Below are 15,589 nucleotides of genomic sequence, written 5' to 3' on the forward strand. Positions count from 1 at the left end.
CATGTACAATTCCCGCTTTCTTCACCCATAAGGGACAAAAAATGGACGCTCGTTTTGTTCAGGCCCATAAAGAGGCGCGCTGGGCGCTGTGGCTGACCCTTTGCTATCTGGCGGCATGGTTAGTGGCTGCTTACTTACCTGGAGACTCGCCGGGAATTACCGGTCTGCCGCACTGGTTCGAGATGGCCTGCTTATTGACGCCGCTGGTCTTTATTTTGCTGTGCTGGGCGATGGTGAAATTCATTTATCGCGATATTTCGCTGGAGGATGACGATGCAGCTTGAGGTCATTCTACCGCTGGTAGCCTATCTGGTCGTGGTCTTCGGGGTCTCGATTTACGCTATGCGCAAGCGTACCGCTGGCACCTTTTTAAACGAATATTTTCTTGGCAGCCGTTCGATGGGCGGGATCGTGCTCGCGATGACGCTTACCGCCACCTATATTAGCGCCAGTTCCTTTATCGGCGGTCCCGGCGCGGCTTATAAATACGGTCTGGGCTGGGTCTTGCTGGCGATGATCCAGCTTCCCGCCGTCTGGCTTTCACTGGGTATTCTGGGTAAAAAATTCGCTATCCTGGCGCGTCGCTATAATGCCGTCACGCTTAACGATATGCTATTCGCTCGTTACCAAAGCCGCCTGCTGGTGTGGTTGGCAAGCCTGAGTTTATTGGTCGCGTTTATTGGCGCAATGACCGTACAATTTATCGGCGGCGCGCGACTGCTGGAAACCGCGGCGGGAATTCCCTACGAAACCGGCCTGCTAATATTTGGCGTCAGTATCGCACTCTATACGGCGTTTGGCGGCTTTCGCGCCAGCGTACTTAACGATACGCTACAGGGCCTGGTGATGCTGGTCGGCACGATAGTGCTGCTGGTGGGCGTGGTCCATGCGGCGGGCGGTCTAAGTCAGGCCGTTGACACGCTGCACGCTCTCGACCCCAAACTGGTAACGCCGCAGGGTGCCGATGACATACTTTCTCCCGCTTTTATGACCTCTTTTTGGGTACTGGTCTGTTTTGGCGTGATTGGCCTGCCGCATACGGCGGTGCGCTGCATCTCCTATAAAGACAGTAAAGCGGTACACCGGGGCATTATTATCGGTACGATTGTCGTGGCGATTTTAATGTTCGGGATGCACCTTGCCGGCGCGCTGGGTCGCGCGGTGCTTCCAGATCTGACGGTGCCGGATCTGGTGATCCCAACGCTAATGGTGAAAGTTTTGCCGCCGTTTGCCGCCGGGATCTTCCTCGCTGCGCCAATGGCGGCGATCATGTCAACAATTAACGCCCAACTGCTGCAAAGTTCCGCGACGATCATTAAAGATCTCTATCTCAATCTACGCCCCGATCAGATGCAAAATGAGATCCGGCTGAAGCGTATGTCGGCAGCGATTACTTTACTGCTAGGCGTGCTGTTGCTGCTGGCCGCATGGAAACCGCCAGAGATGATCATTTGGCTCAACCTGCTGGCGTTTGGCGGCCTGGAAGCGGTGTTCTTATGGCCGCTGGTATTGGGCCTTTACTGGGAGCGGGCAAACGCGGCAGGCGCGCTAAGCGCCATGATCGTGGGCGGCGTGCTATATGCCCTACTTGCCACATTTAATATTCAGTACCTGGGCTTTCATCCGATTGTGCCCGCGTTACTGTTAAGTTTATTGGCTTTTCTGATCGGAAACCGATTCGGCTCTTCCGCTTCGCAAGCCACCGTATTGTCTACTGATAAATAAAGAGTTTTGCCATGCCATGGATCCAATTGAAACTGAATACCACCGGCGCGAATGCTGAAGAGCTGAGTGATGCGCTGATGGAAGCGGGCGCCGTTTCCATTACCTTTCAGGATACGCACGATACGCCGGTTTTTGAGCCGTTGCCGGGCGAAACCCGTCTGTGGGGCGATACCGATGTGATCGGTCTGTTCGACGCCGAAACCGACATGAAAGACGTTGTCGCGATTCTGGAGCAACATCCGCTGCTGGGTGCCGGATTTGCCCATAAAATCGAACAACTGGAAGATAAAGACTGGGAACGCGAATGGATGGATAATTTCCATCCGATGCGTTTTGGCGAGCGTCTGTGGATTTGTCCCAGCTGGCGTGACATTCCGGACGAGAATGCCGTCAACGTGATGCTCGACCCGGGACTGGCGTTCGGTACGGGTACGCACCCCACCACCTCTTTATGTCTGCAATGGCTGGACGGGCTCGATCTCAACGGCAAAACCGTGATCGACTTTGGCTGCGGTTCAGGCATTCTGGCGATTGCCGCGCTGAAGCTGGGAGCGGCAAAGGCGATTGGTATTGATATCGATCCGCAAGCTATTCAGGCCAGTCGCGATAATGCCGAACGCAACGGCGTGTCTGACCGGCTGGAGCTGTACCTGCCGAAAGACCAGCCAGAAGCCATGAAAGCCGACGTGGTCGTCGCTAACATCCTGGCAGGCCCATTACGCGAACTGGCCCCGTTAATCAGCGTACTGCCCGTTGAGGGCGGTCTGCTGGGGCTTTCAGGTATTCTCGCCAGCCAGGCGGAAAGCGTCTGCGATGCTTACGCCGAGCTTTTCACTCTCGACCCGGTCGTCGAAAAAGAAGAGTGGTGCCGCATTACTGGCCGTAAAAAATAATTCTTGTCAGCGTGGTCGCCCGGCCACGCTTTTCTCCACACAACTGCCTTAACGCCTTTCTGTCACCGAGACATCATTAAATTCATCAAATGAATGCCTGAAATAACTTCTTTGTCACTATCCGTCTGGATAAACAGCTGCTACCAGCGAACAAAAGGTACTGGCGTTTTAACGGGTGGCAGCCATCGTCCTCGTACTTAGTAAATGCTGTCCGGGTTGTTCTGTAGCATCCGCTAGCCCTCTCTTCAGCGCAGCTGGAAAAATTTATCCGTGCCGTTCATGAACACAAAAGCGCGTCCGTGCGCCCCCTTCCGACTGGCAATGGAGAAAAGTCACGCGCAGCGGGAAGTGATCTTGTCCTGAAACGAGACGGCGATCCCATTCATTTGGGGTAATTAGCTTATAAAAAAAGCAGATTATTCCGCTTATCTTGTTTCTGGACGAAGAAATAGAGAGAAGTTACGGGAATTTGTAAGCGCGTACAAAACCGCCGACAATAAATAACTCTATGATTTTACTGAATTATAAATTTATTTTGCTGTTTTTAAGCACGATTCATTGATCTACAACAGTGGATTGTTCAAAGTTTGGCCTTTCATCTCGTGCAAAAAATGCGTAATATACGCCGCCTTGCAGTCACAGTATGGTCATTTCTTAACTCATGCGCATCGGACAATATCAGCTCAGAAATCGCCTGATCGCAGCGCCCATGGCTGGCATTACTGACAGACCTTTCCGGACGCTGTGCTATGAGATGGGAGCAGGATTGACAGTATCCGAGATGATGTCTTCTAACCCGCAAGTGTGGGAAAGCGATAAATCTCGTTTACGGATGGTGCACGTTGATGAGCCAGGAATTCGCACGGTGCAAATTGCCGGTAGCGACCCTGTTGAGATGGCCGATGCCGCACGTATTAACGTGGAAAGCGGCGCCCAGATTATTGATATCAATATGGGGTGCCCGGCGAAGAAAGTGAATCGTAAGCTGGCAGGTTCAGCCCTCTTGCAGTACCCGGATTTAGTGAAGTCTATACTCATCGGGGTCGTAAACGCAGTGGACGTTCCTGTGACTCTCAAGATTCGCACCGGCTGGGCGCCGGAACACCGTAACTGCGTAGAGATTGCCCAACTGGCTGAAGATTGTGGTATTCAGGCTCTGACCATCCATGGCCGCACCCGCGCCTGTTTGTTCAACGGAGAAGCTGAATACGACAGTATTCGGGCAGTTAAGCAGAAAGTTTCCATTCCGATTATCGCGAATGGCGACATTACTAACCCGCATAAAGCCAGAGCTGTTCTCGACTATACAGGGGCGGATGCCCTGATGATAGGCCGCGCAGCTCAGGGAAGACCCTGGATCTTTCGGGAAATCCAGCATTATCTGGACACTGGGGAGCTGCTTCCGCCGCTGCCGCTGGCAGAGGTAAAGCGCTTGCTTTGCACGCATGTTCGGGAACTGCATGACTTTTACGGTCAGGCAAAAGGGTACCGAATCGCGCGTAAACACGTCTCCTGGTATCTCCAGGAGCACGCTCCAGACGACCAGTTTCGGCGCACATTCAACGCTATTGAGGACGCCAGCGAACAGCTGGAGGCGTTGGAGGCATACTTCGAAAATTTTGCGTAAACAGAAATAAAGAGCTGACAGAACTATGTTCGAACAACGCGTAAATTCTGACGTACTGACCGTTTCTACCGTTAACTCTCAGGATCAGGTAACCCAAAAACCCCTGCGTGACTCGGTTAAACAGGCACTGAAGAACTATTTTGCTCAACTGAATGGTCAGGACGTTAATGACCTGTATGAGCTGGTACTGGCTGAAGTAGAACAGCCCCTGTTGGACATGGTGATGCAATACACCCGTGGTAACCAGACCCGTGCTGCTCTGATGATGGGCATCAACCGTGGTACGCTGCGTAAAAAATTAAAAAAATACGGCATGAACTAATTTCGATTAGCTAACTGCTTGTTTAAAAAGGCGCTACTCGGCATGGGGAAGCGCCTTTTTTATACGCATCACATGGAATTTGGTCATGAAAGCGGAATGTGAACCTCAGTACTTTGGCGATGAATCGAAGAAGATTATTCACGGTGACGCGCTAACAGAACTTAAAAAACTGCCTTCTGAAAGCATTGACTTAATTTTTGCCGATCCACCTTACAATATCGGAAAAGATTTCGACGGTATGGTGGAATCCTGGGACGAAGCGTCTTTTCTGGCCTGGCTGTATGAATGCATTGATGAATGCCACCGCGTACTGAAGAAACACGGCACCATGTACATCATGAATAGCACAGAAAATATGCCGTATATCGATCTCAAATGCCGAACGCTTTTTACCATCAAAAGCCGTATCGTCTGGTCCTATGATAGTTCCGGGGTGCAGGCGAAAAAATACTTTGGTTCTATGTATGAACCGATCCTGATGATGGTAAAGAACCCGAAAAGCTATACCTTTAACCGTGACGCGATTCTGGTCGAGACCACCACGGGCGCTAAGCGCGCGCTAATCGATTATCGAAAAAACCCGCCCCAACCATACAATCAGAAAAAAGTGCCGGGCAACGTCTGGTCATTTCCTCGCGTACGTTATCTGATGGATGAATATGAAAACCATCCTACGCAAAAGCCCAGCGCGCTGTTAAAACGGATCATACTGGCCTCTTCTAACCCGAGCGATACTGTATTGGACCCTTTCGCGGGCAGTTTCACCACAGGCGCTGTCGCAGCGGCGTCAGGTCGTAAGTTTATCGGTATTGAACTCAATAATGAGTACGTAAAAATGGGGCTCAGAAGATTGAGCGTCACTTCGCATTATTCAGAAAATGAACTTGCAAAAGTCAAAAAGAGAAAAACACAAAACCTGTCCAAAAAGCAGCGAAATGTCGGGATAAACGCGCTATCTTCAGAGAAGTAAAAGCATTGTAAGTCCGCTTTTCAGCGTCAAAATTTCATGTATATTCCCAGCACGCATGGGCATGAATACACAGGATTTGACGATGATACGTAAGTATTGGTGGCTGGTTGTTTTTGCCGTCTCCGTTTTTCTTTTTGATGCGCTTTTGATGCAATGGATCGAATTGATGGCAACTGAACAGGATAAGTGCCGAAACATGGATTCGGTTAACCCTCTCAAATTGATCAATTGTACCGATCTGGAGTAGCGAACCGGGCGATTTAACCTATGATTATTTATCACCCGGATTTCTTTTATCCCTTATAAAAACAGGGAATTAAAACACGTTGAGGATAAAAGAAGGGGTGATACTGTCTCGTCCTGTTCTTTTCCTGCATAACCAATGAGCTAGTGATACATGCCGGTTAGTGAGTACAACCACATCCTTGTGGCGGTTTCATTTGCTGTCGCTATTTTTGCGTCCTATACCGCATTAAATATGGCCGGACGCGTAGCCGGAAGCGCCCGATCAAACGCCAGAATATGGCTAATGGGCGGCGGCTTCGCGCTGGGCGTCGGTATTTGGGCGATGCATTTTGTCGGGATGCTGGCGATGGATCACGCGATGAACATGCGCTTCGATCCGTTCCTCACCGGCCTCTCCATGCTGATCGCGATCGGCTCCTCCCTGTTTGCGCTATGGCTGGTTAGCGCTGAAAAACTGCGCCTGCGCCGTTTACTGCCGGGCGCGCTGGTGATGGGACTGGGCATCAGCGCAATGCATTATACCGGGATGGCGGCGCTGCAATTTGCTTCCATTATCGTCTGGAATAGCGCATGGGTTGCCCTCTCTATCATTATCGCGCTACTGGCGTCCTGCGGCGCGCTGTGGCTCACGTTCCGCCTGCGTCATGAGGGAACAGATGTCGCCCTGAGGCGAGCAGGCGCTGCGGTATTAATGGGGATAGCTATCGCCGGCATGCATTACGCCGGCATGAAGGCCGCACACTTTCCCCAAAACTGGCCGATGGAGCATCGTGGCGTCGATAGCAACTGGCTGGCTGTTCTTGTCAGCGTGGTCGCGCTGACTATCCTGGGCATTACTCTTCTGGTTTCTTTATTTGACGCCCGGCTTCAGGCCCGTACCGCACTACTTGCCTCTTCGCTGGCGCAGGCGAACCAGGAACTGGCGCAGTTGGCGCTGCATGATACGCTCACCCGTTTACCAAACCGGGTACTCCTTGAGGATCGTCTGGAACAGGCCATCAGCAAAGCGAATCGGGAAGGCACGTCTTTCGCGCTACTGTTTATGGATCTGGATGGCTTTAAAGCCGTTAATGACGCTTATGGTCATGATATTGGCGATAAGCTACTGGTAGCGGTCACGCATCGTCTGAACCAACCGCTGAGCGGTCAGTTTACCCTGGCGCGGATTGGCGGCGACGAATTTGTGCTGCTTGCAGAAGTCAGCGCGCCTGACGAAGCGGCTTCCCTTGCCAGCGCGCTGGTACATTCGATAGATGCGCCCTTTACGATAGATCCGTATGAACTGGTCGTCACCCTTAGCGTGGGAATAGCGCTCTATCCGCTGGACGGAAAAAACGAACGGGAACTGATGTTCAACGCCGATGCCGCAATGTACCACACGAAACATACGGGGCGTAACGGATACCATTTCTTTCAGCCATCAATGAATATGCTGGCGCAAACCCAGCTTCAGCTAATGAATGACCTGTGGCTGGCGCTGGAAAGACAAGAGCTCAGGCTGGTGTACCAGCCTAAATTTCAGGCTCCTGCCGGCCCCATTGTAGGATTTGAGGCCCTGTTGCGCTGGTATCATCCAAAACAAGGCGTACTGAATCCTGACCAGTTTTTACCGCTGGCGGAAAAAACGGGTCTTATCGTCACTATCGGTAGCTGGGTGATAGACGAGGCGTGTCGACAGCTACGCGAGTGGCACTTACAGGGATACGCCTTATGGTCAGTGGCGGTAAATCTTTCCGCCTTACAATTTGAGCAGCCCGGCCTTGTGGACACCATTACGCGGAGCCTGGCCCGACACAGTATCCGTCCCGATTTATTGATTCTGGAAATCACCGAAACCACGGCGATGAACAAGCCAGAGCAAAGCGTCGCTATACTCACCAGATTAACGGAAATGGGGGTTAAGGCCTCTATTGACGACTTTGGCACCGGTTATTCCAGCCTTCTCTATCTGAAACGTCTTCCGGCGTGCGAACTAAAAATTGATCGCGCTTTCGTACATGAACTCAGCGAGGCAAGCGACGGCGCGACCATTGTTGCGGCTATTGTCGCGCTGGCGAAAGCGTTAAATCTGCAAATTGTGGCAGAAGGGGTAGAAAATGAAACGCAGCAACAATTTTTGACCCAGTTAGGATGCCATACGCTTCAGGGGTTCCTGCTTGGCAAGCCGCGTACGGCAGAGGAAATTGCTCGCGATATTCGGGACCCTGCCAATATATTCACAAGGTCAATATATAATATCAACTCAAAATAATCTCAGGCTTCTTCCACCTGTTGTTCATTTGGCATTAATTGCCTCACACTGCCATCCGGGCTTAGCATTTTTAATACATTATCGACTAATGCAGGCGCCTGCTTATAAAGATCATAACTTGTGGGATTCATTAACCAGTTCTTTACTATTCCGCTAAAACTACCATGCAGAATAATTAATATGACATCCAGATCAAGACTGCCTGAGATCAGCTTTTTATCCATACATCGCTGTAATACTTCAAGCAGCGACTGATGATGGAAACCAATCTTCTCCCGAATGGCCTGTTCCGATATCATACCATTATGGAATTCACATTTATGATATAAAATCTGCATTAATGCCTGCTGACGAGGCACTGCCGCAATATATTGTAAGGCTGCAATAAATTTCTCTCGTAGATCCTGTAAAGGATTATCATTCCAGCATCCCGTAAGCCTATCCTGAATAAGTTCGCGTAAAGGTGGTTGCTGTAACCAAACCTCATTAAACAACTGCGTTTTATTCTCAAAGTGCCAGTAGATGGCGCCCCGCGTGACATCAGCGGCATCAGCGATATCATTCAGCGTCGTGTTGGCAACGCCGCGCAAAGCGAACTGCGCAATAGCGGTTTCAATCAAGTGTTGCCGCGTTTTAAGCGCATCCGCCTTCGTTTTCTTCGCCATAATTAAGATATCCTGGACCATAAAAACGATAAATACGCTGATAAAATACTCAGCACAAAAAACAACTTTACCATGTCCTTTTTAGTCAGACGAGAGACAGCTATTTTTATTTCGCACAACACCGTCAAATCAATAATAAAAACAAATAAATTAATAAAACACATTCATATAAAATATATATTTCGAATTATGTTATTCAACATCATGATTTTACTAATCGGGACATTATGAAACGACAGGGAATAGTTCTTTTTTTTGCTTTTATGTGCCGTGAACCCCATCCCAAAATAAGTATTGCTTACATCACAAGCTAATAATTTGTAGGATACCCCACTGCTATTCTATTTTTCGCGCGTTAACGCCTTACCGTTATCCGGTGAATAACGAGCTTTCGGTTTTTTAAGGAACAGTAATGACGAAACATGCCAGGTTTTCACTCCTGCCCTCATTCATCATATTCTCTGCTGCGCTGCTGGCCGGTTGTAATGACCAGGGAGATACCCAGGCTCATGCCGGCGAGCCGCAAGTCACCGTCCATGTGGTCGAAACAGCGCCGCTAGCCGTAACGACCGAACTTCCCGGACGTACGTCCGCATTTCGCATTGCGGAGGTTCGCCCCCAGGTGAGCGGGATCGTGCTTAAAAGAAACTTCACCGAAGGTAGCGATGTAGAGGCCGGGCAGTCGCTTTATCAGATCGATCCTGCCACTTATCAGGCCGATTATGACAGCGCTAAAGGCGAACTTGCTAAAAGCGAAGCGGCTGCGGCTATCGCGCACCTGACGGTCAAACGCTATGTTCCACTGGTCGGCACAAAATATATCAGCCAACAGGAATATGATCAGGCGATTGCCGACGCCCGCCAGGCCGATGCCGCCGTTGTGGCGGCAAAAGCCGCTGTTGAAAGCGCGCGTATTAACCTTGCGTATACCAAAGTCACCTCACCCATCAGCGGGCGTATAGGAAAATCTAATGTGACTGAAGGCGCGCTGGTGACTAATGGTCAGTCAACTGAACTGGCTACCGTGCAACAACTCGACCCGATTTATGTCGACGTGACGCAATCAAGCAACGACTTTATGCGACTCAAGCAATCCGTCGAACAAGGTAACCTGCATAAAGACAGCGCCAGTAGCACGGTTCAACTGGTAATGGAAAATGGTCAGGTCTACCCGGTTAAAGGCACGCTGCAATTTTCCGACGTTACCGTAGATGAAAGCACCGGCTCTATCACGCTCAGGGCAGTTTTCCCTAACCCGCAACACAGTCTGCTTCCCGGTATGTTTGTGCGCGCCCGCATTGATGAAGGCGTCCAGCCCAATGCCATCCTTGTCCCCCAGCAGGGCGTAACCCGCACGCCGCGCGGCGACGCAATGGTGATGGTGGTTAACGATAAAAGCCAGGTTGAAGCCCGCAATGTCGTGGCGGCTCAGGCTATTGGCGATAAATGGCTCATCAGCGAAGGGTTAAAACCGGGCGATAAGGTCATCGTCAGCGGCTTACAAAAAGCGCGACCGGGCGTCCAGGTGAAAGCCACTACCGATGCTCCTGCAGCGAAAACGGCGCAATAAGGTAACCGTACATGGCAAACTTTTTTATTAGACGTCCTATTTTCGCCTGGGTTCTGGCCATTATCCTGATGATGGCTGGCGCACTGGCAATAATGCAACTTCCCGTTGCGCAGTATCCAACCATTGCGCCGCCAGCGGTTTCTATTTCTGCAACCTATCCTGGCGCGGATGCGCAGACGGTACAGGATACGGTTACTCAGGTTATCGAACAAAATATGAACGGTATCGATAACCTGATGTATATGTCCTCTACCAGCGACTCTGCTGGTAGCGTGACCATCACCCTGACCTTCCAGTCCGGAACCGATCCGGATATCGCGCAGGTTCAGGTGCAAAATAAATTGCAGCTCGCCACGCCTTTACTGCCGCAAGAAGTCCAGCAGCAGGGGATTAGCGTTGAAAAGTCCAGCAGCAGCTTTTTGATGGTCGCCGGGTTCGTCTCGGATAATCCGAACACTACCCAGGACGACATCTCTGACTATGTCGCCTCTAACATTAAGGATTCTATCAGCCGTCTGAATGGTGTGGGCGACGTTCAGCTATTTGGCGCACAGTACGCCATGCGTATCTGGCTGGATGCGAATCTGCTAAATAAATACCAGCTCACGCCAGTTGACGTCATCAACCAGTTAAAAGTACAGAACGACCAGATTGCGGCAGGCCAACTGGGCGGCACGCCAGCATTACCGGGCCAGCAGCTTAACGCCTCAATCATCGCCCAAACGCGTCTGAAAGATCCGCAAGAGTTCGGCAAAGTTACGTTGCGTGTCAATACCGACGGTTCTGTCGTCCATCTCAAAGATGTCGCGCGTATTGAGCTTGGCGGTGAAAACTATAACGTTGTAGCGCGCATTAACGGTAAACCAGCCTCCGGTCTCGGTATTAAACTGGCGACCGGCGCTAACGCGCTGGATACCGCAACCGCAATCAAAGCGAAACTGGCGGAACTGCAGCCTTTCTTCCCTCAGGGAATGAAGGTGGTTTATCCTTATGACACAACGCCCTTCGTAAAAATATCTATCCACGAAGTGGTAAAAACGCTGTTTGAAGCGATTATTCTGGTGTTCCTGGTAATGTATCTGTTCTTACAGAATATCCGGGCAACTCTGATTCCTACCATTGCTGTTCCTGTCGTGTTGCTAGGCACTTTTGCGGTACTCGCCGCCTTTGGCTACTCCATCAATACCCTGACGATGTTTGGTATGGTACTGGCGATAGGGCTATTGGTTGACGATGCGATAGTGGTCGTAGAAAACGTTGAACGTGTAATGATGGAGGATAACCTTTCTCCCCGAGAGGCGACGGAAAAATCCATGTCGCAGATTCAGGGAGCGCTGGTAGGTATCGCGATGGTACTGTCTGCGGTATTTATCCCGATGGCCTTTTTTGGCGGCTCGACCGGGGCAATTTATCGCCAGTTCTCTATTACTATTGTTTCAGCAATGGCGCTATCCGTTCTGGTTGCGTTGATTCTGACGCCAGCGCTGTGCGCTACGCTGCTTAAACCTGTATCTGCTGAACATCACGAGAAAAAAAGCGGCTTCTTTGGCTGGTTCAATACCAGGTTTGATCACAGCGTTAACCACTATACTAACAGCGTAAGCGGTATCGTGCGTAATACGGGTCGCTATCTCATTATCTATCTACTTATTGTAGTCGGAATGGCGGTTCTGTTTTTACGCCTCCCGACCTCCTTCCTGCCGGAAGAAGATCAGGGGGTATTCCTGACTATGATTCAGCTCCCCTCTGGCGCTACGCAAGAACGTACGCAGAAAGTGCTGGATCAAGTCACTCATTACTACCTGAATAATGAAAAAGCGAACGTCGAAAGCGTGTTTACCGTAAACGGCTTTAGCTTTAGCGGTCAGGGACAAAACTCAGGGATGGCATTTGTCAGCCTTAAACCCTGGGAAGAGCGTAACGGTGAAGAAAATAGCGTCGAAGCCGTTATCGCCAGAGCGACACGCGCCTTCAGCCAGATTCGCGACGGGTTGGTGTTCCCCTTCAACATGCCGGCAATTGTCGAGTTAGGTACCGCGACAGGTTTCGACTTTGAGCTGATTGATCAGGGAGGACTCGGTCACGATGCGTTAACAAAAGCGCGTAATCAACTCCTGGGTATGGTCGCGAAGCATCCTGACCTATTAGTGCGCGTACGCCCGAACGGGCTGGAAGACACGCCACAGTTCAAGCTGGATGTCGATCAAGAAAAAGCGCAGGCGCTCGGTGTTTCGCTGTCTGATATCAACGAAACCATCTCCGCGGCGTTGGGCGGCTATTACGTTAACGACTTTATCGATCGCGGACGAGTGAAAAAAGTATACGTTCAGGCTGACGCTCAGTTCCGTATGCTGCCGGGAGATATCAACAATCTTTATGTACGCAGCGCCAATGGCGAGATGGTGCCCTTCTCTACCTTTAGCTCAGCACGGTGGATTTATGGTTCGCCACGCCTGGAACGCTATAACGGGATGCCGTCAATGGAACTGCTCGGTGAAGCAGCGCCCGGACGAAGTACCGGTGAAGCCATGTCGTTAATGGAAAACCTGGCTTCACAGCTGCCAAACGGTATTGGCTATGACTGGACAGGTATGTCGTATCAGGAACGGTTGTCAGGTAACCAGGCGCCGGCGCTGTACGCAATCTCACTCATTGTCGTTTTCCTCTGCCTTGCCGCTCTGTATGAAAGCTGGTCAATTCCGTTCTCGGTAATGCTGGTCGTACCGCTCGGCGTGGTTGGCGCTCTGCTTGCAGCGTCATTGCGCGGTCTGAACAATGACGTTTACTTCCAGGTTGGCTTGTTAACCACTATTGGCCTTTCTGCTAAAAACGCCATCCTGATTGTCGAGTTCGCCAAAGATCTCATGGAAAAAGAAGGACGTGGATTGATTGAAGCGACGCTGGAAGCATCCCGTATGCGTTTACGTCCTATTCTAATGACCTCGCTGGCCTTTATTCTCGGGGTAATGCCGTTAGTTATCAGTCGTGGCGCAGGTAGTGGGGCACAGAACGCAGTAGGCACAGGGGTTATGGGGGGAATGTTAACCGCAACCTTATTAGCTATCTTCTTCGTACCAGTATTCTTCGTTGTTGTAAAACGCCGATTTAATCGCCATCATGATTAACCGGTAAACAGAGGCGTCTTCGGACGCCTTTTTAAACGGTACGTCTTTATTTCCGCTATTCCCCCCTCTCCGCTTGCCCCTGTATTCTCCATAGTTTTTACAATTCACATGAATTGAGATGATTCCTCATGTCGGCCATTTTTTCTGTGGTGGTAAAATAACTCTCGTTTTCGCAGCGGTTAGAGCCAGCATTTACGTTGCTGTACTTCGCGAAACGCTGATTAATGAGGTAACACCATGAAAAGACTAATTCCAGTTGCATTGCTTACCACCTTATTGGCAGGTTGTGCACATGATTCTCCCTGCGTACCGGTTTATGACGATCAAGGGCGGCTGGTTCATACCAATACATGTATGAAAGGTACTACGCAGGATAACTGGGAGACAGCAGGCGCTATTGCTGGCGGCGCTGCGGCGGTAGCAGGGTTGACGATGGGTATCATTGCGCTTTCTAAATGATACATGCAGGCGCGGCAATGCCGCGCTTTCAGTAATAATATAAAGGTCGTAAGGATACTCAGCGACGTAATCTGTTCAGCCTATCCCCCGAAAGTTAACACGATAAAACGCTCTCTTTTCTTACTCGCCCATCCCGATAGTATTTATTCTATTCCTTGTCCGATGCAGACAAAATTGTAGCTTGATAGCATCGTAAGCCGCATTACAAACAGGCTTTATACAGTAAGACTTAGAGCGTGATCATTAGGCGTAATTATTACAGACAGTCTGGATATAAACCGGAGCATACACGTAATACATGAGGATTTTGAGCACTGTCCCAGGGCCAAACTGGCAAATAAAATAGCCTAATGGGCCAGACTCTTAGTCCTCAGCGAATATCTCTATTGCTTATTAGAGGCGTAAGTAAAAGCCGTTTGTACATCTACGTCAGCACGGTTCACATTCGATGGTTCAGGCGGATATATGGCGGGAAATCACGTTTACTAAAACGGTTTTTATCCACTCTACGAAGATGTTATATACCCAAAATAATTCGAGTTGCTTAAAGGCGGCAAGGGAGTGAGTCCCCAGGAGCATAGATAACTATGTGACTGGGGTGAGCGACAAATCTGCCGGGAGCAGATTTGAACGTCGCGTGCGACGGCCCGTCAGGGCGAGGCCCATGAATGGGCCGAGTAATCCGTAGCCAACACATAAGCGACTTGAAGTATGAAGGGTATAAACCAAATATAAAACGCGTCGGCGTCATTATCCGATAACTTTTTCCATAGAGAGATAAATGCAAAAAGGCCCAATCTTTCGATTGGGCCTTTTGCTTTATTTGATGTCTGGCAGTTTATGGCGGGCGTCCTGCCCGCCACCCTCCGGGCCGTTGCTGCGCAACGTTCAAATCCGCTCCCGGCGGATTTGTCCTCCTCAGGAGACTACTCACCGACAAACAACAGATAAAACAAAAGGCCCAGTCTTTCGACTGAGCCTTTTGTTTTATTTGATGCCTGGCAGTTCCCTACTCTCGCATGGGGAGACCCCACACTACCATCGGCGCTACGGCGTTTCACTTCTGAGTTCGGCATGGGGTCAGGTGGGACCACCGCGCTACTGCCGCCAGACAAATTCTTTTTCAAATGCCGAACTTTAACCGTATTAAGTGGTGCTGATACCCAGAGTCGAACTGGGGACCTCACCCTTACCAAGGGTGCGCTCTACCAACTGAGCCATATCAGCACACTAAATTTGATGCCTGGCAGTTCCCTACTCTCGCATGGGGAGACCCCACACTACCATCGGCGCTACGGCGTTTCACTTCTGAGTTCGGCATGGGGTCAGGTGGGACCACCGCGCTAGTGCCGCCAGGCAAATTCTTTTATGCTCAGTACGCAATTCTTTATCGCATCAGCGGCGTTGCCTGCGCTCGTAAACTCAGTCACATACTTCTGTATGCTCCTTCCTTTCCTTCGCTTGCCGCCTTGCTGCTGCGCAAATTATTGCGTACTCAACTCTGAATCAGTGCTGAAAATCATCTCTCAACCGCCAAAACATCTTCGGCGTTGTAAGGTTAAGCCTCACGGTTCATTAGTACCGGTTAGCTCAACGCATCGCTGCGCTTACACACCCGGCCTATCAACGTCGTCGTCTTCAACGTTCCTTCAGGAGACCCTAAGTCTCAGGGAGAACTCATCTCGGGGCAAGTTTCGTGCTTAGATGCTTTCAGCACTTATCTCTTCCGCATTTAG

At 50.4% G+C, this 15,589-nt stretch carries 12 protein-coding genes, 1 tRNA gene and 3 rRNA genes; 11 read left to right on the plus strand and 5 right to left on the minus strand.

Annotation, left to right across the window (positions count from 1 at the left end; genetic code table 11):
* Positions 1-41: 41 nt before the first annotated feature.
* The 8 genes from ACLJRE_RS03435 to ACLJRE_RS03470 all read left to right on the plus strand — a co-directional run bounded on the left by ACLJRE_RS03435 (position 42) and on the right by ACLJRE_RS03470 (position 8,034).
* Positions 42-284 (plus strand): YhdT family protein, encoded by a 243-nt coding sequence (locus tag ACLJRE_RS03435; protein ID WP_000340018.1) that lies wholly within the window; start codon positions 42-44, stop codon positions 282-284.
* Positions 274-1,725, plus strand: coding sequence for a sodium/pantothenate symporter (gene panF / locus ACLJRE_RS03440; protein WP_001175749.1), 1,452 nt, complete (start codon positions 274-276; stop codon positions 1,723-1,725). Before ACLJRE_RS03435 ends, panF begins: the two co-directional genes overlap by 11 nt.
* Before the next feature lie 11 nt (positions 1,726-1,736).
* Entirely contained in the window at positions 1,737-2,618 is an 882-nt protein-coding gene (gene prmA / locus ACLJRE_RS03445; RefSeq protein WP_001145849.1) for a 50S ribosomal protein L11 methyltransferase, read from the plus strand.
* A gap of 661 nt (positions 2,619-3,279) precedes the next feature.
* Entirely contained in the window at positions 3,280-4,245 is a 966-nt protein-coding gene (gene dusB / locus ACLJRE_RS03450) for a tRNA dihydrouridine synthase DusB (protein ID WP_001219664.1), read from the plus strand.
* A gap of 25 nt (positions 4,246-4,270) precedes the next feature.
* On the plus strand, positions 4,271-4,567 hold the full coding sequence (gene fis, locus ACLJRE_RS03455; RefSeq protein ID WP_000462905.1) for a DNA-binding transcriptional regulator Fis: 297 nt from the start codon (positions 4,271-4,273) through the stop codon (positions 4,565-4,567).
* A gap of 85 nt (positions 4,568-4,652) precedes the next feature.
* A complete protein-coding gene (gene yhdJ / locus ACLJRE_RS03460; RefSeq protein ID WP_000642611.1) occupies positions 4,653-5,537 on the plus strand; it encodes an adenine-specific DNA-methyltransferase in 885 nt (294 codons plus the stop codon).
* Positions 5,538-5,619: 82 nt separating this feature from the next.
* Positions 5,620-5,784: a DUF2556 family protein gene (locus ACLJRE_RS03465; protein WP_000620015.1), complete on the plus strand. Its 165-nt coding sequence runs from the start codon at positions 5,620-5,622 to the stop codon at positions 5,782-5,784.
* A 150-nt stretch (positions 5,785-5,934) separates the two neighbouring features.
* Complete coding sequence (locus ACLJRE_RS03470) at positions 5,935-8,034, plus strand: putative bifunctional diguanylate cyclase/phosphodiesterase (protein WP_023212675.1); 2,100 nt, start codon at positions 5,935-5,937, stop codon at positions 8,032-8,034.
* A 2-nt stretch (positions 8,035-8,036) separates the two neighbouring features.
* Here ACLJRE_RS03470 and envR read toward each other — a convergent pair whose 3' ends face one another.
* A complete protein-coding gene (envR, locus tag ACLJRE_RS03475) occupies positions 8,037-8,699 on the minus strand; it encodes an acrEF/envCD operon transcriptional regulator (RefSeq protein WP_023212674.1) in 663 nt (220 codons plus the stop codon).
* 412 nt (positions 8,700-9,111) lie between these two features.
* On the opposite strand from envR, the gene ACLJRE_RS03480 reads away from it, so the two are divergent.
* The 3 genes from ACLJRE_RS03480 (at position 9,112) to ACLJRE_RS03490 (ending at position 13,853) form a co-directional block, all read left to right on the plus strand.
* Complete coding sequence (locus tag ACLJRE_RS03480) at positions 9,112-10,269, plus strand: efflux RND transporter periplasmic adaptor subunit (protein ID WP_023212673.1); 1,158 nt, start codon at positions 9,112-9,114, stop codon at positions 10,267-10,269.
* A gap of 11 nt (positions 10,270-10,280) precedes the next feature.
* Positions 10,281-13,394: an efflux RND transporter permease subunit gene (locus tag ACLJRE_RS03485; RefSeq protein ID WP_001273290.1), complete on the plus strand. Its 3,114-nt coding sequence runs from the start codon at positions 10,281-10,283 to the stop codon at positions 13,392-13,394.
* A 237-nt stretch (positions 13,395-13,631) separates the two neighbouring features.
* Positions 13,632-13,853, plus strand: a complete 222-nt coding sequence (locus ACLJRE_RS03490; RefSeq protein ID WP_000825645.1) for a membrane protein — start codon at positions 13,632-13,634, stop codon at positions 13,851-13,853.
* Between the two features lie 996 nt (positions 13,854-14,849).
* Here the strand turns inward: ACLJRE_RS03490 and rrf (ACLJRE_RS03495) are convergent.
* The 4 genes from rrf (ACLJRE_RS03495) to ACLJRE_RS03510 all read right to left on the minus strand — a co-directional run.
* Positions 14,850-14,965 (minus strand): 5S ribosomal RNA (gene rrf, locus ACLJRE_RS03495).
* A 39-nt stretch (positions 14,966-15,004) separates the two neighbouring features.
* Positions 15,005-15,080, minus strand: a tRNA-Thr gene (locus ACLJRE_RS03500).
* A gap of 14 nt (positions 15,081-15,094) precedes the next feature.
* A 5S ribosomal RNA gene (gene rrf, locus ACLJRE_RS03505) occupies positions 15,095-15,210 on the minus strand.
* 197 nt (positions 15,211-15,407) lie between these two features.
* Positions 15,408-15,589 (minus strand): 23S ribosomal RNA (locus tag ACLJRE_RS03510); the annotation flags it as partial.

This window comes from Salmonella sp. SAL04157 (genome assembly GCF_046551635.1).
GTDB classification, from domain to species: Bacteria; Pseudomonadota; Gammaproteobacteria; order Enterobacterales; family Enterobacteriaceae; genus Salmonella; species Salmonella enterica.